Here is a 19,202-nt window from a genome sequence, read left to right as displayed (position 1 = left end):
GATTGGCAGGGTTTCCCCAGGGGATCGCCGCCCCGGCGCTCCTGACGGATATGGATTGACCGCCCATCAGCCCTCATGCTGAGATCCAGCACAAGCGTTGATCCATGTCGGGAGGCCGACCCCGTGCTCGTACTCGCCCACATCAGTGATCTGCATCTGGACGGGAGCGCCCGCGCCACCGAGCGCGCCGAGCGGGTGTGCGAGCGGCTCCGGAACCTGCCGGGGCGGGTGGACGCCCTGCTGGTCACCGGCGACATCGCGGACCACGGGACGGAGGCCGAGTACGAGGAGGCCGCACGCGTCCTGCGCCCCCAGGCCCCCGACACCCCCTGGCCGGTGCTGACCTGCCCCGGGAACCACGACCGCCGCGCCCCCTACCGCAAGGCCCTGCTCGGGCAGCCGGCCGCCGGCGGGCCGGTCAACAGCGTCCAGGTGTTCGACGGGGGCGCGGTCCTGATGTGCGACTCCAGCATCCCGGGCGAGGACGAGGGGGCCCTGACGGACGAGACGTACGCCTGGATCGAGGAGACCCTGGACGAGCTGGACGGGGACGTGCCGGCGCTTCTCGCCTTCCACCACCCTCCGGTGGCGGTCCACCACCCCCTGCCCGACTCGTACCGGCTGGGGGACCCCGGCCGGCTGGCCGCGCTGCTGGAGCGGCGGCCGGAGATCGCCGGGATCATCACGGGCCATGCCCACACCCCGGCCGCCACCACCTTCGCCGGGCGGCCGCTGGTGGTGGGCCCCGGCGTGACATGGACACTGCGTCTGCCCTGGGAGGGCGACCAGATCGCCGACCGGGAAGCGCCGGTCGGTCTCGCGTTCCACGTCCTGGACGACGAGCGCCGGCTCACGAGCCACTTCCGGGTGGTCGTCTGACACCGGCGGCGCCCGCGTACGCGGACCGGGCGCGGCCCTCCGGCACGGGAACCTGTCCCCTGACTCAGGTGGCACACGGACCGGACGGTCAGGTCACGATCCCCGGCACCAGGGTCAACTGCTGGTAGACACCGCTGTCGTGACGGACCGTCACTCTGATCTCCCGGCCCGGTCTCGCCTCGTCGACCGCCCGTGCGAGATCCGCCGCCGAGTCGATCCGGGTCCTGCCGAAGTGCAGCACGACGTCCCCGCGCACCAGACCGGCCGAGTATCCGGGGCCGGGCACATGGACGGCGACGATCTCGGCCCCCGCCTTCTTCGCGTCCACGACCTCCAGTCCCAGGGTGGCGTCCGCGGGCGCCGGTGACGGGGCGGCCGACGCGGAGGGGCCCCGGCCGTCCGCACGGGCCGCGGCACCCGGCGCGGTCCCGCCGGTCTGCCGTTGCAGCTCGCCCAGCCTGCTCGCGCCGACCACGGTGGCCCCCACGGTGCCGAGGCCTACTCCGGACAGCACCAGGACCGTACCGACGAACAGCCCGAACAGCAGGGTCGTCAGACGCCGGCCGCGACGGCGGGCGGCGTGCGGATGGCGAGGCCGGCCGCACGACGGGGTGCCGCCGCCCTCCTGGCCGGGCAGGGGCTTGGGACGCAACGCGGTCTGTTCCATGGATCGCCTCCGCCTGGTGCTCTACCCGTCGCACCGGAGCGCCACCGGCCACGAACGAGTGAGACTGACCAGCGGTCGACGCGGTACCGGCGTCGGCGGACGGGCCTCACGCGCGCACGGACGGGCTTCACGCGCGCGCGGACGGGCTTCACGCGCGCGCGGACAGCGCCGCGACCAGGGCCTGTGCGGCGCCCGTCGGGGTGCCGGCGTGCACGAGTTCCACCCGGTGGACGACCCGCGGTGCGGTGAGCGGCACGGTCACCGCACCCGGCACACCCGCCGTCGCAGAGCGGGGCAGAAGGGCCAGGCCGTGGCCGGCGGCGGCGAGCGCCGTCAGGACGCGGACGTCGGTGCCGTCGTAGCGCAGCGCCGGGCGGAAGCCGTGGCCGCCGCTCGCGGCGCGGAGCTGGGGCAGCGGCAGGCCCGTGTCGGGGGCGTCGATCCAGCGGGCGTCGGCGAGGTCACCGAGACGCAGGCCGGCGCGGCGGACCAGGGGGTGGTCGGCGGGCAGCAGGACACCGACCGGTTCCTCACCGACGCCGCACGTCGTCAGCGGCGCCACGTCGGGCAGCCGGAGCGGGTCGCTGGGAGCGGCCAGGCCGTCGACGAGGCCGAGGTCGGCGGTGCCCGCGGCGACCGCGGCGGGGACCTCGTCGCGGGCGAGCACGCGCAGCGTCACACCGGCGGGCGGGAGCGCGGCCACGGCCGCGGGGGTGAGCGCGGTCGGAGAAGCGGCCAGGGTCAGGCCGTGGTCGGGGGCGGTGGCCATCCGTACGACGTCGGCGCGGGCCGCCGCCAGGCGCAGCAGCAGGGGTCCGGCGTGTTCGAGGAGCCGCTCACCGGTCGCGGTGGGGGCGACGGGACGGCGGGTGAGCAGCGGTGCCCCCAGGTCCTGTTCGAGGGCCGCGATGTGCTGGGACACGGCCGACTGGGTGTAGCCGAGATCGCGGGCCGCCTCCGAGAAGGAGGCGAGACGGGCAACGGTGACGTAGGTGCGCAGGAGGTGCGGGTCCATGCCGACCAGGGTCGCATCAGTTCTGCTTATGGCAGGTGCGGGAATCATCGTTGGACGTGAAGTGGGCACGGCTCCGAGGATGAGGGCATGACCGACAGCACCGCTCAGATCACCGGCCCCGCTCGGCCGGCCGCCACCCCTCCGATCGACGGAACGGCTCGGGCGGCCGGTACCGCCCGGATCGCCAGGGTCGCCCTGGTGGGCGACCACTCCCCCGACGTCGTCTCGCACACCCGGATACCGCTCCTGCTCGGCGCCCTCGCCGCCCGTGAGCGGCTGGTCCTCGACGCGTACTGGATCCCCTCGCCCGACGCGGAGGCCGAGGGCGCGGTGCGCGGCTTCGACGCGGTGTGGGTGGTACCGGGCAGCCCGTACCGCAGCGAGGCCGGTGTCCTCGCCGCGATCCGCACGGCTCGCGAGGAGAACATCCCGTTCCTCGGCACCTGCGGCGGCTTTCAGCACGCCCTGCTGGAATTCGCCCGCGACGTCTGCGGCCTGACCCGCGCGTCGCACGCCGAGAACGACCCCGACGCCGAGGACCCGCTGCTCGAACCGCTGGCCTGCTCGCTGGAGGGCCACGAGGACACCGTCCTGCTGGAGCCGGGATCGCTGGCCCACGCGGTGGTCGGCAGCGAGTCCACGGTGGAACGCTACTCCTGTCGGTACGGCCTCTCCCGTCACTTCGACACGCTGGTCGCGCACGGCCTGCGGTTCTCCGGCCGGGACGCGGCGGGCCAGGTCCGGATGGCGGAACTGCCCGGCCACCCCTTCTTCCTGGCCTCCCTCTTCCAGCCGGAGTTGTACGGCGACGGCGCTCGCCCGCACCCCATGGTGCGAGGGCTGGCGCGAGCGGCGGTCGAACACGCCTCGCGACGGTCGGTGGCGCGGCCGGTGTGACGAACACACCGCGGGACGGTCGGTGGCCGTCCGGCCGAGGGTGACCAACCGTCGCGCGTCCGACGGCGGTTCGTGCGAGTGGCGACGAACCGCCGCGCCGGTGACGGCACTTCGGGCGAGCAGTGGTGCCCCGCCCTCCGGCGACGGCGCTTCCTGTGAACAGTGGCGAACCGGTCCGCGGCAAGGGGTGGTTCGTGTGCGCGGTCAGCCGACCGGCAGCGCGGGGACGGCGGGCGGACGGTCGGGCAGGAAGCCGTGGGACCGGCGGGACAGGTAGGCGGACTTGTAGCGGTCCACCGCCCGGTGCCAGTTCAGAATGCCGGCCAGCCAGTTCTGAAGGTCCGCCACGTATCCGCGCATGGCGTCACGGGCCTCCGCCGACAGGTCGAGGTCGTCGTAGAGGACCGGTAGTTCGTGGGCGACGACGTGCTCGAACTGCCGCATGCGCTGGGTCATCAGGTCGTGGACGACACCGAGTGCGGTCGGGTAGTCGCAGCCGAAGAAGTTCTGCACGACGAGGATCGCGTTGTGGATCTCACCCTCGTACTCGATCTCCTTCTGGTACGAGAACACGTCGTTGAGCAGGCAGGCGTAGTCGATGGCCGCGTTCTCCAGCGAACGGACCGGGCCGCTGGCGTACACCTTCGGCGGGACGGCGGGGCCCTGGCCCATGCGGCACAGACTCAGGGTGAGGTCGGAGCCGAAGGTGGCACGCCGCATCTCCAGGTAGTCGACGGGGTCGGGGATGCGGTTCTGGAGCTGGTTGGCCAGCTCCCACACCCAGCTCTCCGTCATGCTGTCGACCGCCGCGCGCAGGGTGCGCCGCTGGTCGGGGGTCATGGCGGCGGTCGTGCGCGCCCACAGGTCGATCAGGGACCGTTCCATGGCGTTCAGCGGGACGAGGGTCTCCTCGCCGTCGAGGGGCATGCAGGCCGAGAGGCGGGCGGTGGTGACCCTGGCGGCGGCCAGATCGCGGCGCTGGCCGTACACCAGCGGGTAGTAGTCGTCGCCGTAGGTGCCGAACGCCAGCCATGAGGCGCTGAGATCGAGGGCCTCTTGGGTGGCGTCGGGGTCCAGGCCCGCGGAGCACACCGCGAGGTCGCAGGAGGCGAGCTTGTCCTCGTCCCACACCCCTTCGGACAGCATGCCCATCCGGCCCGTCCACTCGACCAGGTTCTGGCGGGCCCGGTCCAGGTGCGGGCTCAGCTCCACCTGGAAGGGCATGTGGAACTCGGGCAGCCGGGACGGACCGACCTTCTGGAACGGCACGTACGTGTACGCGCGCCGGCGTTCCGCGGCGGCCGAGGCGAGGAGGGCGCCGACGTCGGCGGCGGACGTGCCGGGGTGGGTCAGCCTCTGCCAGGGCGAGAGGGAGGTGGCTCCCTTGTTCATGTAGCGGCTGGAGCGCATGTGCCACTCGTGACCGCCGGACTGCCAGTCCTGAAGTCCCTTGGTGTAGGCGGCCACGGCGGCGACCTCGTCCGGGCGCAGGCCGTTCTCCAGGGCCAGCGCGGGCACTTCGGTCACGGCGGTGTGCTCGAACTGGTGGAGACGGGAGGTGAGGATGTCGTTGACGATGTCGGCGGCCTCCTGGGTGGTGCAGCCGAAGAACGTCTCCAGGACGAGCACGCCGTTGCTCAGCTCCCCCTCGTCCTCGACCTCGCGCTGGTAGGAGAACAGGTCGTTGCGCAGGTGCACGCCGTCGGAGAAGGTCTCCATCAGCACCCTCAGCGGCCGTGATCCGGCCACGGCGGCGGGGACTTCGGCCGTCGCGTACTCCACGAGCCCCGCCGACCAGGGGGCGCCGCCCACCTTGCGGCGCATCTCGATGTATTCGACGGGGTTGGAGATCCGCCCCTCGTTGATGTTGGACAGCTCCCACATCGACTCGTTGAGGAGGTGCTCGGTGGCGACGGCGAAACGGCGCCGCCAGTCGACGGACATCGCCGGCACGGTACGCGCCCACAGGTCGGCGAGGCCCGCCTCGACCGGGTTCTCCGGCTCCGGCACCGGAGTCGACAGGTCCAGCGGCATGAACAGCGGCAGCCGATCGAGGTGGGCCTTGCCCGCCGCCCGGTCCGGGGTGCGTTTGAACATGTCGAGGAAGTGGTCGTCGAAGAAGAACACCCATACGTACCAGTCGGTGATCAGCGACAGAGCGGGGCCGTCGCAGTCGGGGTGGGTGTAGGCGCAGAGCAGGCCGTAGTCGTGGGCGTCGAGGTCGGCCTCCTCCCAGATCCCGGAGCCCTCCAGCATGCCCATCTCGCGCGCCCAGCGCGTCGAGTGGGCGCGGGCCTCGTCGACGTAAGGGTTGAGCCGCGCGGGATACGGCATGTAGAAGTGCGGGAGTTCGAACGGCTGCGTCATGGCCGGGCCCTACCCGGCACATTCGACCGTCATCCGCGGCGCGGCACATGGTCACACCATCGCGTGAACCAGGGCCGAATCCTTGCGCGTGGGGCGCCTATGCCTGCGGTCGGACACGACGGTCCGCGCCGTGCTCACTTCCTGGTCTGGATCAGCGCGTGCGTCCCACCGGTCCGCCAGCTCCGTCCCTCGGCGGCGGTCAGGGCGGCCTCGGTGTCGGCGGACAGCCCGGTGATCACGTCCGACTTCAGGGTGCGCAGGGCGACGACCGGGCCGGGGAAGTGTGCGGTCACGTCCGCGAAGGGGGTGGTCGGCGGCCAGAGCCTGTCGCCCACCAGACGTCGGTAGTTGAGGTCGCCTTTCACGATCGTCAGCGCCGCGGCCGCGAACTCGGCGCGCAGGTCGTCGGGCATCCGCTCGTACGGCAGCGGGGCCGCGGCGAAGGGGTGGGCGCGGACCGTGAGGGTGCCGTCCGCCATGGCCGCCCACAGCCGCCGCCCGTAGGCGGCGGCCGCCCCCTGAGCCGCCGTCAGGCGGCGCAGAGCGTCGACGACATCGGCCGTCGTGGCGTCCGAGACGTAGTAGGGGTAGGGCTTGAGGTGCAGGACGACCCGGCCGACGCGCCGGTGGGCGAGCAGGTGGGCGGCGAGGAGCAGATCGGGGATCAGCTCGCGGCCGGCGTTGTCGGCGACCAGGCACAGCGTGCCCTCGGCGGCATTCGCGGGCTCCAGCAGCTCCCACAGCGTCTCGCTGTCGTCGGCGACGAGACCGGGTACGGCGGCCCGGTCCCGCGCGCCCGCGTCGGACAGCCGGAAGCCGAGGTCGGCGCGGTTGCCCCACAGCGAGCCGTGCAACAGGGCCTGGGCCCGTTCCCGTGCCGGGAGGTCCCCGAGGCCGTCCAGCGCGGCGAGTTCCTCGTCGGTCTCGGGAGCGTCCAGCTCGGCCAGCTTGAACGGGCGGAACGGGTCGAGGCCCTGCCAGGGACCGGGCCGGAACCAGCCGACGGCTTCGAGGAGCAGGCGGTAGAAGTAGCTCTCCGACCACAGCCAGGGCACCTCGTACCAGGAGCTGCCCGCGAATTCGTCCAGCCCCCAGGCACGCCAGCGCTCGCGGTCGTGCGCGTCGGCGGGGAGCGGCTCGATCACGCCCTCGACGCAGGTCGTCAGCAGGGCCTCCAGGGACCGCCGGACGTCCGGTCCGTAGGGGAAGGCGTCCCGCACCTGCCGGATGATCGCCGGGTGCCTCTCGGCGAGGACGCCGCGCGGGAAGGAGCCGGGCTCGTCGCCGAGGATCACGGGCGGCACGGGAGTGTCGGGCATGCGCATCACGGTATCGCGGGGCGGGTGAGGGTGGAGGCAGGCGGACGGCGGGGGCGGGCGCGGGGCGCGGGAGGGGGTGAAGACATGCGGACGGCGAGGTGGCCCGCGGGCGGGTCCGGGGGTGGCCCGCGGGCGCGGGTCCGGGCGCGATCGGCCTTGGGCGGTGTCACGGACCGCGGAATCGGCTTCCCCGCGCGGGCCACCGGCCGCGAGGGCGGCGGAACACGGGCGGGGTCGTTCAGACCGCCGCCATGACCTCCCGTTCCAGACGGGCCGCGAGGCTCAGGTAGCGGGGACGGCGGGGGACCGGGACCAGGCCGCGGATGAGGACGAGCCACATCTCGGCCATGCGGCGCGGGAGCCGGGTGCCGGGTTCGCGGGAGCGGCCGACCACGCGGGTGCCGACGAAGAAACAGACCAGGGAGTGGGCCACGGCGTCCACGTCGACGTCCGGATGGATGTCGGACTCCCGCACCGCGCCGACGAGTCGGCGGGAGATCAGCTCCAGCCACTCGGTGAACGGGTGGGGCACGGGCGGCCGTACGGCGACGCCGCCGGTGGCCAGGCGCAGGCCCGCGCGGGCGATCGGGCCCTCGACCGACAGCCGCGCCATCCCGAAGGTGAGGCGCATCAGGGCTTCGAGGGACGGGTAGCCGCGGTCGTCGATCTCACCGGCGACCCGGCGCGAGGCCTGGGACTGCAACTCCAGGATGGCCTGGGCGAGATCCTCCTTGGCCGCGAAGTGGAAGTAGAGCGCGCCCTTGGTGACTTGGGCGTGCTCGACGATGTCGCTGAGGCTGGTCGACTCGTAGCCGTTGCGGTCGAACAGATCGGCTGCGGCCCTGATGATCGTCGCGCGGGTCTGTTCCGCGCGTAGTTGCCTCGCCATCGACTGGTCACCCCTGGGCGGTAAGGAACGGGTCATGCCGTTTGTTTCTCACCCCCAGTAAACAACAGTTCACGATCCGGCGGTACCGACCAGGCAGTCAAAGACCGTCGATTCCCCTTGCAGGCCGACCACTTGCACCTCGGTGCCGTGGCCGCCCTTCGCCTCGATCCAGATGGGTTCGTCCAGCTCAGCGTACCGGTGGAAGACGGCGTGGTAAGCCGTGGGCACCCGTTTCCCCGGCGTTCGCAGCAGGGCCGCCTGGCGGGCGGACTCCAGCAGGAGCATGCCGGGAACGTGGTCGAGCGGATGGTCGAAGAAAACGGGGTGTGCGGTATGTACTCGCAGCTGCCAGCGGTCCGGTCGGTCGGCGGGGGCGAGGACGACGTCCGTGGGCAGGGCGCGGTCGACGGCTTCGACGGGTACGCCCGGTGGGACGGGGAGGGCGGTCACGGTCTCGGGCGTACGCCCGCCGCGCAGCCGCTGGTAGACGGGTCCGCTCACACAGGTGAAGGCGACGTCCGCGGTGGCGACGAGGGTGCCCTCGCGCAGGACGCGCGCGGTGTAGCGGGCGGCCGCGGGGCGCCCGCCCCGGTAGCGGACGTCGGTGAAGACGAGTTCGACCTCGGGTTCGGCCGGCAGGGGGCCGAGCGCCAACGTCGCGGCCTCCGTCCTGACCCGCAGCTCGTTGAGGACGAACCGCCGATCCAACGGGACCTCGTACTCGGTGTGGGTGACCAGGGTGCCGCTCTGCCGGATCGTTTCGACGACGAGCAGCGGGTCGTACGCGGACCAGTCGGGCGACACGTGTAATCCGTGGGCGCGCGGCCACTGGGCGGACACGGTGAACCGGTCGGTGCCGGTGCGCCGCCAGCCGGTGAGGAAGGTCTCGGCGACGGCGGCGCGATGGACGAGTTGGCGCGGAACGGTTGCGGTCAGGGACGGCATGTCGGCAGGCTGCCGCGGTCGAGTCATCTCTCTCCCTACGGCCCCCCGAAGGCCACGGCGGACGGCGAACCGCCCGCTCGGTGAGCGTTAGAGTACGAGGCGACCGGTTTGTCTTCAATGAGATCAGTCGACGGCATCCTATGATCGGAACGAACCCGCATCCGACAGCGGGGACGGCCGACTCGGTGCCGTGAAAGGGCTCTTCAATGGCGAAGCAGGAGCGCGCGATCAGGACGCGCAGGGCGGTCGTGGAAGCGGCGGGCGCGGTGTTCGACGAGCACGGCTACACCTCCACCACCATCTCCATGGTCCTGGAGCGCGCCCAGGTCACCAAGGGTGCCCTGTACTTCCATTTCGCCTCGAAAGAGGCCCTCGCGCAGGCCGTCCTGAACGAGCAGGTGCCCTTCGGGTCGGTCCCGCCGCAGCCGTGCAAGCTCCAGGAGATCATCGACATGACCTTCGTGGTGGCGCGTCGGCTGCTGGACAACGCCCTGCTGCGGGGCAGCGTGCGGCTGGCGGTGGACCAGGAGACGCCGTCGGGGGTGGACCACGGCGAGCCGTTCCGGCAGTGGGCGAAGGCGCTGGCCGAGCTGCTGGAACTGGCGGGCGCGCAAGGCGAGTTGCTGCCCACGGTGAAGCCGGCGGAAACGGTCGAGCTGCTGGTGGGCGCCTTCACGGGCGTCCAGTTGATGTCCCGGGCGCTGACCGACCGCGCCGACCTCGGTGACCGGCTGTCGGTGATGTGGGCGCACATCCTGCCCAGCATCGCGGTGCCCGGTCTGCTCCCCGGTCTCGACGCCCGCGCCGACCGGGGCGCCCGGGTGCTGGCCTCGCTGGAGCAGCGCGTCGCTTCCTGACCCGGACGTGCGGCGGGCCGGTCGGTGTCCATCCACACCGGCCGGCCCGCCCGTTTGTGCGGTCGCGAGACCGCTCCTCCGTACGGCGCGAGGCCTAGAAGGTCAGCTTCCAGCTGTTGAGCCGGCCCGTGTCCTGGGCGGCGACGTCCTGCACCCGCAGCTTCCAGGTGCCGTTGGCGACCTCGCTGGAGGCGTTCACCGAGTAGGTGGCGACGACGTTGTCCGCGGAGTCCGAGGTGCTGGACGCCTTCAGGCGGTACGCCGTGCCGTCCGGGGCGACGAGGTCGATGACCAGGTCACCGCGGTAGGTGTGGGTGATGTCCACGCCGACCTGGAGGGCCGTGGGCGCGTTGCCGGTGCGGCCGGTGACGGCGATCGACGACTCGACGGCCGACCCGTTGTCCGGGATGCCGACCGCGGTGGTGTTGGTGAAGGTGGTGCCCCCGGTGGAGCCGCCGGAGCCGCTCACCGCCTGCACCGTCTTGGCCGCGTCCGCCAGACCCGCGCCGCAGCCGCCGGAGCAGGCGCCGGGCAGGGCACGGGCGTTGCTCTTGATGGCCGTCTCGATCTGTGCCGGGGTCAGCGAGGAGTTCGCCGACTTCATCAGCGCGACCAGGCCGGCGATGTGCGGGGTGGCCATGCTGGTGCCCTGGTAGTAGGCGTACGACTCCGTGGACGCCGTCTTGGTGCCGGAGTTCAGCGTGGACAGGATGCCGTTCGCGGTGCCGGTGCTGGTCTGGCCACCGGGCGCCGAGATGTCCACGAGGGAGCCGTAGTTGGAGTACGAGGCCTTGGCGCCGGTGCGGCTCGTCGCGGCGACCGAGATCACGTTGTTGCAGTTGCCCGGCGAGTGGTTCGCGACGTTGTCGTTCTCGTTCCCGGCCGCCACGGCGATGGTCGTGCCCCGGCTCACGGCCGCGTTGATCGCGCTCTGGGTGGCCGACGTGCAGGCTCCGTCGCCGCCCAGGCTCATGTTGATGACCTTGGCGACGTTGGTGTTGGCGGGCACGCCGGACACCGTACCGCCGGACGCCCAGGTGATGGCGTCGATGATGTCGGAGTCGTAACCGCCGCACTTGCCGAGGACGCGGAGGGGGGAGATCTTGGCGCCGTGGGCGATGCCCGCGATGCCCTTGCCGTTGTTGGTGACGGCGGCGATGGTGCCGGCGACGTGGGTGCCGTGCCAGGAGGAGTTGCTGGCCGGGATGCCCGAGCCGCACTCGTTGGCCGCGTAGTAGTCGCCCGGGTCGGCCGGGTTGCTGTCACGGCCGTCGCCGTCCACCGAGACGGCGGTGTCGGCGATGAAGTCGTAGCCGCCGACGATGTTCGCGGCGAGGTCGCTGTGGGCGACGTACCCGGTGTCGATGACGGCGACCGTCACGCCGGTGCCGGTCGCGGTGTTCCAGGCGCCGGGTACGTTCATGCCGGCGGTGGCCTCGAACAGGTCCCACTGCTTGGCGTACTCGGTGTCGTTGGGGTCGGCCTTCGCGGTGTTCAGACGGTCCGGTACGACATAGGCGACCTGCGGGTCGGCCCGGTACTCGGCGACGACGTCGGCGACGTCCGCTCCGGTGACGCCGGAGCCCAGGTCGACCAGGGCTGCGCCGGTGCCGAGGCGGCGCGTGAAGTCGACGTCCTCGCCGGCCTCCTTGCCCTTCGCGGCGGCGTCGGCTTCGGCAGCCTGGTTCGACTTGGCCTCCTCCGCACCGGACTTGTAGCCGACGATCAGGCGCTCGGCCGGGGTGCCGGGCGCGGCCTCGGTCTGAGCGGCCGGCACGGCGGCCTCGGTCTGAGCGGCCGGCACGGCGGCCTCGGCCGGCGCGCTGCCCGGGGTGGCGGCGGAGGAGGCGGTGGTGGCGGCGGTCAGGAGGGCCGCGGAGACCGCGGCGACGGATATCAGCTTCCGTCTGAGGGCGGGTGAGGTGCGCATGGGGCGTGCCTTTCGTGGCCGGCTCCGGGCAGGAGGAGCCGCGGTCGATTCGCTTCGTCGTCGAAGCGGCGGGGGGTGAACCGAGGAGCAACGCGATGGCCGGCCAGGCGGGCTGCCGCCACGAGGGGTTACCTGTGGGTCAGCTGTGCTGGAACGATAGGCAGGGCACCTGTGGTTCGGATACGGGGGAAACCCTCGATCAGGCTGGAATACGACCCTCGGCAGCGGCAAGTGGCGCGCGATTGCCCGGATTTGCCGGGGAGAGGTCCGGTGCGCGGCGCGTTGAACGCGCCGGGCCGCCACCGCGTACTGCACGTCGAACCGTTCCCGCGCCGGCCGGAGGAGACGTCCCCGATGCGCCGCACGACCGCACACCGCACCGCCGCCCTGGCGGCCACCGTCCTGACCCCGCTGCTGCCGGCGCTGCTGTGGGCGGCGGCACCGGCGCAGGCGCACGGCGCGCCGACGAACCCGGTCAGCCGTGTGTACGCCTGCTCCCCCGAGGGCGGTCCGCCGTCCGGGTCCGCCGCCTGTCGGGCGGCCGTGGCCGCCAACGGAGCGCCCTTCACGGCCTGGGACAACCTGCGGGTGGCGAACGTCGGCGGCCGCGACCGGAGCACGATTCCCGACGGGCGGTTGTGCAGCGGCGGCCTGCCGGCCTACCGGGGACTGGACCTCGCGCGCTCCGACTGGCCGTCGACCCGCCTCACGCCGGGCGGGACACTGCGCATGACGTATGTCTCGACGATCCCGCACAAGGGCACGTTCAGGTTCTACCTGACGAAGCCGGGATACGACCCGTCCCAGCCGCTGACCTGGGACGATCTCCCCGATCGGCCGTTCGCCCAGGTGACGGACCCGGCACTGCGGGACGGCGCCTACCGGCTCACGGCCGAGCTGCCCGCCGACCGCACGGGACGTCAGGTGCTGTACACGGTCTGGCAGAACAGCGGGACGCCCGACACCTACTACTCGTGCTCGGACGTGGTGTTCCCGGAGAAGGCCGCGGCGGCGTCCTCGCCGTCGGCGGCAACGGGCACCGCATCGACGAGGCCCCCGTCCGCCGACCCCTCGGTTTCGGCCAGTAGGGCGGCCGGTACGACGACGTCCGCCGCCCCCGCACGGGGAGCGGCGCCGGCCACCGGCACGCCGGCCGCCGCGACTCCCGCGAGCACCCCGGTGGCCTCCGCCTCCGGGGCCGGCTCCGGGCCGTCCGCGCCGCTGCTGGCGGGTGGCGCCGCGACGGTGCTGGTGCTCACCGGCGGCGCCACCCTGGTACTGCGCCTACGACGGCGCTGAACCGTTGCCTCAGCCCCTTTCCGGACCGGTCCCGGAGCAGCTTGCGGCTCGCTTCGCGGGCCGGGGTCCGAACCGGTCGCTGAACCTCCCCCCGACGATCAGTTGACGGTGACGACGGCGCCCGCGTCGGTCACCGGGGCGTACTTGGCGGTGAAGTAGCCGTTGGCGAAGCACAGCGACGAGCCGGACGCCTTGGTGAACTGCTGACCGGTGAAGGTGATGCTGTTGTCGGCGTTGCTCGCCACGCCGGTCAGGCTGGGCGCCCGGTAGACGCAGCTGATGCTGCCGAGGAGGGTGCGCAGCACGACCGTCGTCTGGATGGTGGAACCGGCCGCCGGGGTCACGGTGACGGCGCCGGCGGAGGACACGGCCGTGGAGTACGGCAGGTTGTTGACCGTGATGCTGGTGACGCCGAGCACGCCCGGGACGTTCGCGGAGCAGTTGCCGAAGGTGTGCGCGGTGAGCGACTCGGTGGCCGTGCCGGGAGCGGTGGGGTTGCCGGTGACGGTGGCGGTGAAGCCCGACGAGGCGCAGGAGACGCCACTGGTCCCGGTGGCGGAGGAGTAGAGGGTGGCGTTGGTGCCACCGGCGAGGGAGGCGGTGAGGACGTCACCGACCGCGACGTCGCCGTTGGCGGTGGTGAGGACGGCCGGGCCGGCCGCGGAGGCCGGGGTGGCCGCCGTCAGCGAGAGGGCGGCAACGGTACCGGCGAGGGCGAGGAGAGGGCGAGTGCGCATGCGGGTGCCTCGTTTTCTCGAGTGGGGGTGCCCCAGAGGTTTCTGGGAGGTGTTCCGAGAGGGGTGTGCTCAGGGGAGTCGCGGAACGCGAGTCGACGCCCGAACCGGTGCCGGCCCGGCACGCCTTCTCCGTACGTGACGGACCGGCAGGGAGGTGGCGGCGGGCACAGCCGCAGGGGGAAGCGGCCGTGGCGGCGCCGGGTGGGAATCGGACTCGGGGCGCGTGAGGTGCCCGTGCTGGATGCCCGGGCAGGTCGTACCCGTACCGACGGGGGTCCGGCCGTCGGTTTCGCGGACGGCCGGACCGGGGGTCCGGGAGCGCGGAGAGCGGCTCGCCGCGCTACGGATCCGGCGCCACGGATCCGGGCTGAGTCACCGAGAGTTGTAGACCTGATGGTTCGTCACAGTCAAGGCCTCTCACCGAAGTTGCCGGGTGCGCAGATATATGCGGAGAGAGCGCCGAACATGTCGGCCGACAGCCGCACGCTTCCCACACCCCATTTCCACATCTCCCTTGACCCTGGGGTGTAACCATCGGTAACTTCCTCGTTGGCTACTGACGCGTAATGAGAAAGCCCTTGCAGTTTCCGGGAGTTGTGAGGCGACGTGCGCGGTAGCCGCTGTCCGCGCCAGGACAACGCGCCACTGAAGCCCAACCCGCATGACTATGCCTATGGGAGCAGACATGGCCTCGTCCTCGGACGTCACATCGTCCGCCGAGAACACCGGGAACCCGGCAAGCGGTTCCGCAGACAGGCGCGGCCGGGTCCGGCTGCGCCGGGCCGCCGTGATGGCCGTGCCCGCCACCTTCGTCGCCGCAGGCCTCGCGGTGCTCACCGCCCAGGGGGCCCTCGGTGTGCAGTTCGCGATCTCCGGCATGCCGTTCGTGGTGACCGCCGACAAGCTCGAGGGAAACGGATTCGCACAGTTCGGCTCGCTGGACCACATGATCGAGAACAGCCCCAACGAGGGCGACACCGGCGGTCAGGTCCTGGTCGTCACGTCAGTGGTGAAGTCGGGCAAGCTGACCAGCCTGTGCCAGAGCGTCGACCTCGGCGGTGTCCAGCTCGTCCTCACCGCCGGCGACAAGGGCGACAGGGTGAGCGTGGAGAACCTGGCGATCGACTCGGACGACATCACCGGCGACGCCGCGTTCAACAACATCGAGATCGGCCGCGACGCCAGCACCTTCGACAAGGTCGACACCCGCGGCATGCCGGGCGTCTACGGCCAGCAGGCGGAGAAGGTCGTCATCAACAACCTGTACCAGCACAACTACGCCGCCACCGCCGCCGTGTTCAAGCTGCCCGACCTGCACATGCGGTTCGGGGGCGAGGGCTGCCCGCGGTGAACCGCTTCCGACGGTGGACCGCGCGCCGTCCCTTCCCGGGCGGGCTGCTGCTCGTCCTGGGCGGCGCGGAGATCCTGGTGACCATGAAGGCACCGCTTCCGGTGATCCTGCACATCGGTATGCAGGGCCTGGCGGGTTATCTCCTGCCGACCCTGATGGTGCTGATCGGGCTGCTGATCCTGTTCAACCCGACGCAGCGGCTGTTCTACTCGATCATCGGCGTGCTGCTGTCCCTCGGGACGTGGCCCACCTCGAACCTCGGGGGCTTCTTCGTCGGTCTGCTCCTCGGGGTCGTGGGCAGTTGCCTGACCTTCGGGTGGCTGCCGGACCAGGAGCCGCGCGGATTCCGCAGGCAGCGGCGCGAGGAGGCGCGGGCGGCTGATCAGCCGCCGTTGGCGCAGGCCGGTGAACCCGCCTGAGCGGGGCTCCGCCGGGCTCACCGCGGGGGCCGGGCACGATCCACCGTCGACGGGATCACTCCCGGTCCCTTTTCCACCGGCGTCCCGCCGGCGGGGAAGCGGCCGCCCCCGCCGCGAGCAGTACGGCGATCGCCTCGGGGTGCGGCCCTCGCTGCGCCCACTGAAGCGGCGTCCAGCCCGTGCCCCGGTCCTCGCGCAGGCCGGGGTCGGCGCCGTGGGCGAGCAGGACACGGGCGGTCTCGGTGTGCCCCCAGCAGGCGGCCGCGCACAGCGGGGTTCCCTCGGAGCCGGCTCCGGCGCTCTCCGCGTCGGGCGGGGCGCCGGCCTCCAGCAGCCGTCGGGCGATGCCGGCGTTGCCCTGGACGGAGGCGAGGTACAGCGCGGTGGTGCCGTCGCGGTCGGCCGCCGCCGGGTCCGCACCGGCCCGCAGCAGTGCGTCGACGCGGGCGCCCTCGTCGAGCAACGCCGCCGTGACGAGTTTCGTGGCCAGTTTCTTCTGCCGCCGCCTGTTCATGACCGACGAGGGTAGTCGGATGGCGGTAACGGTGCTCACAACTGCGCCAGCAACGGCAGAAGTTCGCTCGCCGCGGTCAGATCTCCGGTCAGCGGGCGGTCGTCGGTGCCGTCGGGCAGGGCGCCCGCCGCCAGGGTGAAGGCGGCCACCGCCGGAGGCCCGGGGTGCATTCTCAACGCCCGGACGGACGCGACCAGTTCGCAGCCGAGGACCGTGCGGTACGCCTGCGCCGCGCGCAGCGTCTGACGGGCGGCCTGGCCCGCGAAGCTGGCCGCCTCCTCCAGCCCGTGCGACAGGACGGCGTGCCCGACGGAGGCGGGAGCGGCGCACGAACGCAGCTCCGCCAGGGCCGAGTTGGCGGTGTACTCCAGAATCATCGTGCCCGAGCTGCTGGCCGGGCCGACGGCGAGGAAGGCGGACAGGCCGGTGAGACCGGGATCGCCGAGCGCGGCCAGGCGCGCCGCCGAGAGCTGGGCGGTCTGCAACAGCGTGAGGCTGACCGTCTCCAGGGCGTGACCCAGGGGTGCGGCGAAGAAGCCGCCGTGGTGGTAGGCCGCGGTGCCGTCGAGGGCCACGAGGGGATTCTCCGAAGGGCAGTTGATCTCCACCTCGACGACCTCGCGCAGTCGTTCCGCCGCGTCGAGGGCACAGCCGTGGACCTGGGGGAAGGCACGGAAGCCGTACGGGTCCTGGATGCGGCGCCCCGAGTTCTCCGGCCGGTCCGGCAGCCCGAGCAGGCGCCGCACCTCCCCTGCCGCACGGGCCCCGCCGGGGTAGGGCCGCAGCGCGTGCACGGGCGCGGCGTACGCCTCGGCCGACCCGCCGACCGCGGCCAGCGACAGAGCGGCCACGGCGTGTGTGGCCCGCAGCAACCGGTCCACCTCGTGCAGACCGAGCGAGGCCTGCCCCAGCGCGAGCGCGTTGCTGCTGAGCAACGCGAGCGCGTCCCCCGGGTGCAGGACCACGGGGGCGGGGAGGGCTCGGGACGCGGGACCGGTCCGCGCGGGCACACCGACCGCCGCCGTCCCGGCAGGCACGGTCTCGGGCACACCCACCGCCGCCGTCCCGGCAGGCACGGTCTCGGGCACACCGACCGCCGCCGTCCCGGCAGGCACGGTCTCGGGCACACCCACCGCCGCCGTCCCGGCAGGCACGGGCCCGCCGTCGCGTGCCGTACCGGCTCCCGCCGGCCGGATTCCCGGCGTGCCGCCGCGAGGCGCGGGGCCGCCCTCGGGCGCGCTCCCGCGCGGGTCGGAGAGGCTCTCTGGCCCTGGCCCTTGCGCCGTCCTCGAGGACCGCGCCCCGGACGCGCCGTCGACCGAGGTGATGTCGCCGTCGGGCGAGCCGCGGTCCACGGTGGGCGGGCTCTCGCCACCGCTGCCCGCGATTCCCTCGTGCCCGCCGCCGGTGCGGGCCTCGGGCACGCTGCCCGTCCGGTCCGGCCTGTCCGCCCCGGACGGGTTGTTCAACCCGCTGTCCAGCCAGGGCCTTTCGCCCAGGAGGGTCAGGCCCGTCTGGGCCAGGGCCGTCAGGTCGCCCGTGCCTACCGAACCGTATTCGTTGACGGCCGGGTGGACGCCCAGGCGGAGGGCCTCGACGAGGGCGTCGATGAAGGCGGGGTGGATGCCGGAGCCGCCGGCCAGGAGTTGGTTGGCGCGGATCGCGAGCATCGCGCGGATCTGCCGGGCGGGCAGCAGCGCCCCCGCCCCACCCGCGTGGCTGCGCAGTACGCGCAGGCCGTGCGCTGCCTCGTCGTCCGGGTCGACGGACACCGCGCGTTGGGCGCCGACACCGGTGCCACGACCGTACAGCCGGCCGGCGGCGGCCAGTTCGCGTCCGGCGCGGAAGGAACGTACGGCCCGCTCGCGTGCCTCGGGGGCCGTCACGGGCACGGCCGCACCGTCGGCGAGCGCGATCAGCTCGCCGACGGTGAGGGTGGTGCCGTTCAGGACGACCGGAAGTGCTGTCGTGTCCAACGCGGGCGGGTCAGCCCAGGCCGACGGACTTCAGCCAGGCCTTGGCGACGTCCAGCGGGTCCTTGCTCTCCAGCTGCACCTGGGAGTCCAGGTCCAGCAGCGTCTTGGTGTCGAGCTTGGCGGAGACCGCGTTGAGCGCGTCGACACCCTTCTGCGAGAGCCCGCTCTTGTAGACCAGCGGTGTCACGTTCGCGAAACCGAAGAGGTTCTCCGGGTCCTGGAGGACGACGAACTTCTCCTTGGTGATGGTCGGGTCCGTGGTGAAGACGTCCGCGGCCTGCACGGTGTTCTTCTTCAGCGCGGCCTGGGTCAGCGGACCGCCGGCGTCCAGGGCCTTGAAGGTCTTGAACTTCAGTCCGTACACCGATTCCAGTCCGACCATGCCCTGCTGCCGGGTCTGGAACTCGGGTGAACCCCCGAGGACCAGTTCGGGGGCGATGTCCTTGAGGTCGGCGAGCGTGGACCGCGCGGTGAGGTTGTACTTCTTCGCGGTGTCCGCGTTGACCGTGACGGAGTCCTTGTCCTCGGCGGGCGAGGACTCAAGCAGGGTCAGCTTCGGGTCGAGCTTGGCCTTGGCGGCGGCGTTGACGGCCTCGAGCGACTTCTGCTCGGCCTTGGCGTCGAGGTACGCCAGCAGCGAGCCGTTGTACTCGGGCAGGACGGTGATGGAACCGTTCTTGAGCAGGCCGTACGTGGTCTCCCGGCTGCCGATGTTGGGCTTGTAGGACACCTTGATGTCCTTGGCCTTGAGGGCCTCGCCGTAGATGTCGGCCAGCAGGATGCTCTCGGCGAAGTTGTTGGAGCCGACGACGACGGTGTCGCCGGCCGCCTTGTCCTCGGAGAGCGGGTCGGTGTCGTCGGAGGAACAACCCGCCAGCAGGGCCGTCATCGCGGCGAGCGCGACGGCCGCCGCGCCTGGGTGGTTCCTGAAGGACCTGCTGCTGTGGGCGTTGGAAGTCACGTCTGCCGTTCCGGGCTCGGAGGTTGGTGGAGAGAACGAACGCTCCACCTGATCCAATCCAGCGCGTTCTCCGTCAGTCAAGTGCCACCGGGTTACCGATTGGCTTCGATGCGCGGGCGGTTGTGTCGGTTTGTGAAGGAGAAAAGGCCACTACGACACCCGCGGGACAGCGGTTTGTAA

The 19,202-nt window shown here is 72.2% G+C and carries 17 protein-coding genes; 6 read left to right on the top strand and 11 right to left on the bottom strand.

Going from position 1 to position 19,202, the window contains the following annotated elements; translation table 11 throughout:
• Positions 1–123: 123 nt before the first annotated feature.
• The gene (locus ACZ5Y0_RS16750) at positions 124–879 is read left to right on the top strand and encodes a phosphodiesterase (protein ID WP_469129400.1); all 756 of its coding nucleotides are present in this window, start codon (positions 124–126) and stop codon (positions 877–879) included.
• Positions 880–967: 88 nt separating this feature from the next.
• Here the strand turns inward: ACZ5Y0_RS16750 and ACZ5Y0_RS16745 are convergent, their stop codons facing one another.
• Both ACZ5Y0_RS16745 and ACZ5Y0_RS16740 read right to left on the bottom strand, forming a co-directional pair.
• Positions 968–1,546: a PDZ domain-containing protein gene (locus tag ACZ5Y0_RS16745; RefSeq protein ID WP_469129399.1), complete on the bottom strand. Its 579-nt coding sequence runs from the start codon at positions 1,544–1,546 to the stop codon at positions 968–970.
• Between the two features lie 148 nt (positions 1,547–1,694).
• Positions 1,695–2,561 (bottom strand): LysR family transcriptional regulator, encoded by an 867-nt coding sequence (locus ACZ5Y0_RS16740; protein WP_469129398.1) that lies wholly within the window; start codon positions 2,559–2,561, stop codon positions 1,695–1,697.
• A gap of 87 nt (positions 2,562–2,648) precedes the next feature.
• On the opposite strand from ACZ5Y0_RS16740, the gene ACZ5Y0_RS16735 reads away from it, so the two are divergent.
• Positions 2,649–3,458 carry a CTP synthase C-terminal region-related (seleno)protein gene (locus tag ACZ5Y0_RS16735; RefSeq protein ID WP_469129397.1) on the top strand — a complete coding sequence of 270 codons (810 nt, stop codon included), beginning with the start codon at positions 2,649–2,651 and terminating at the stop codon, positions 3,456–3,458.
• A gap of 204 nt (positions 3,459–3,662) precedes the next feature.
• On the opposite strand, the gene cyc2 is transcribed toward ACZ5Y0_RS16735, so the two are convergent.
• From cyc2 to ACZ5Y0_RS16715, 4 genes are all read right to left on the bottom strand, one after another.
• A complete protein-coding gene (gene cyc2 / locus ACZ5Y0_RS16730) occupies positions 3,663–5,825 on the bottom strand; it encodes a germacradienol/geosmin synthase Cyc2 (RefSeq protein ID WP_469129396.1) in 2,163 nt (720 codons plus the stop codon).
• A 134-nt stretch (positions 5,826–5,959) separates the two neighbouring features.
• Positions 5,960–7,144 (bottom strand): damage-control phosphatase ARMT1 family protein, encoded by a 1,185-nt coding sequence (locus tag ACZ5Y0_RS16725; RefSeq protein ID WP_469129395.1) that lies wholly within the window; start codon positions 7,142–7,144, stop codon positions 5,960–5,962.
• 238 nt (positions 7,145–7,382) lie between these two features.
• Complete coding sequence (locus ACZ5Y0_RS16720; RefSeq protein ID WP_469129434.1) at positions 7,383–8,033, bottom strand: ScbR family autoregulator-binding transcription factor; 651 nt, start codon at positions 8,031–8,033, stop codon at positions 7,383–7,385.
• Between the two features lie 69 nt (positions 8,034–8,102).
• The gene (locus ACZ5Y0_RS16715) at positions 8,103–8,978 is read right to left on the bottom strand and encodes a ScbA/BarX family gamma-butyrolactone biosynthesis protein (RefSeq protein ID WP_469129394.1); all 876 of its coding nucleotides are present in this window, start codon (positions 8,976–8,978) and stop codon (positions 8,103–8,105) included.
• 206 nt (positions 8,979–9,184) lie between these two features.
• Between ACZ5Y0_RS16715 and ACZ5Y0_RS16710 the strand changes: the two genes are divergently transcribed.
• Positions 9,185–9,835 (top strand): ScbR family autoregulator-binding transcription factor, encoded by a 651-nt coding sequence (locus ACZ5Y0_RS16710; protein ID WP_469129393.1) that lies wholly within the window; start codon positions 9,185–9,187, stop codon positions 9,833–9,835.
• 94 nt (positions 9,836–9,929) lie between these two features.
• Here the strand turns inward: ACZ5Y0_RS16710 and ACZ5Y0_RS16705 are convergent, their stop codons facing one another.
• Positions 9,930–11,765, bottom strand: coding sequence for a S8 family peptidase (locus ACZ5Y0_RS16705; RefSeq protein ID WP_469129392.1), 1,836 nt, complete (start codon positions 11,763–11,765; stop codon positions 9,930–9,932).
• Positions 11,766–12,119: 354 nt separating this feature from the next.
• On the opposite strand from ACZ5Y0_RS16705, the gene ACZ5Y0_RS16700 reads away from it, so the two are divergent.
• The gene (locus tag ACZ5Y0_RS16700; protein WP_469129391.1) at positions 12,120–13,064 is read left to right on the top strand and encodes a lytic polysaccharide monooxygenase; all 945 of its coding nucleotides are present in this window, start codon (positions 12,120–12,122) and stop codon (positions 13,062–13,064) included.
• 98 nt (positions 13,065–13,162) lie between these two features.
• Here the strand turns inward: ACZ5Y0_RS16700 and ACZ5Y0_RS16695 are convergent, their stop codons facing one another.
• Entirely contained in the window at positions 13,163–13,801 is a 639-nt protein-coding gene (locus tag ACZ5Y0_RS16695) for a Tat pathway signal sequence domain protein (protein ID WP_469129390.1), read from the bottom strand.
• A gap of 685 nt (positions 13,802–14,486) precedes the next feature.
• Between ACZ5Y0_RS16695 and ACZ5Y0_RS16690 the strand changes: the two genes are divergently transcribed.
• Positions 14,487–15,152, top strand: a complete 666-nt coding sequence (locus ACZ5Y0_RS16690) for a DUF6230 family protein (RefSeq protein WP_469129389.1) — start codon at positions 14,487–14,489, stop codon at positions 15,150–15,152.
• On the top strand, positions 15,149–15,571 hold the full coding sequence (locus ACZ5Y0_RS16685) for a DUF6114 domain-containing protein (RefSeq protein ID WP_469129388.1): 423 nt from the start codon (positions 15,149–15,151) through the stop codon (positions 15,569–15,571). Before ACZ5Y0_RS16690 ends, ACZ5Y0_RS16685 begins: the two co-directional genes overlap by 4 nt.
• A gap of 55 nt (positions 15,572–15,626) precedes the next feature.
• On the opposite strand, the gene ACZ5Y0_RS16680 is transcribed toward ACZ5Y0_RS16685, so the two are convergent.
• The 3 genes from ACZ5Y0_RS16680 to ACZ5Y0_RS16670 are packed head-to-tail and all read right to left on the bottom strand — an operon-like array spanning position 15,627 to position 19,022.
• Positions 15,627–16,085 (bottom strand): ankyrin repeat domain-containing protein, encoded by a 459-nt coding sequence (locus ACZ5Y0_RS16680; RefSeq protein ID WP_469129387.1) that lies wholly within the window; start codon positions 16,083–16,085, stop codon positions 15,627–15,629.
• A gap of 35 nt (positions 16,086–16,120) precedes the next feature.
• On the bottom strand, positions 16,121–18,061 hold the full coding sequence (locus ACZ5Y0_RS16675) for an aromatic amino acid ammonia-lyase (RefSeq protein ID WP_469129386.1): 1,941 nt from the start codon (positions 18,059–18,061) through the stop codon (positions 16,121–16,123).
• 10 nt (positions 18,062–18,071) lie between these two features.
• Positions 18,072–19,022: an ABC transporter substrate-binding protein gene (locus tag ACZ5Y0_RS16670; RefSeq protein WP_469129385.1), complete on the bottom strand. Its 951-nt coding sequence runs from the start codon at positions 19,020–19,022 to the stop codon at positions 18,072–18,074.
• Between the last annotated feature and the right edge of the window lie 180 nt (positions 19,023–19,202).

The sequence above is a fragment of the Streptomyces sp. NPDC033216 genome (genome assembly GCF_055577115.1).
This window is presented reverse-complemented; position numbering and strand designations above follow the sequence as displayed.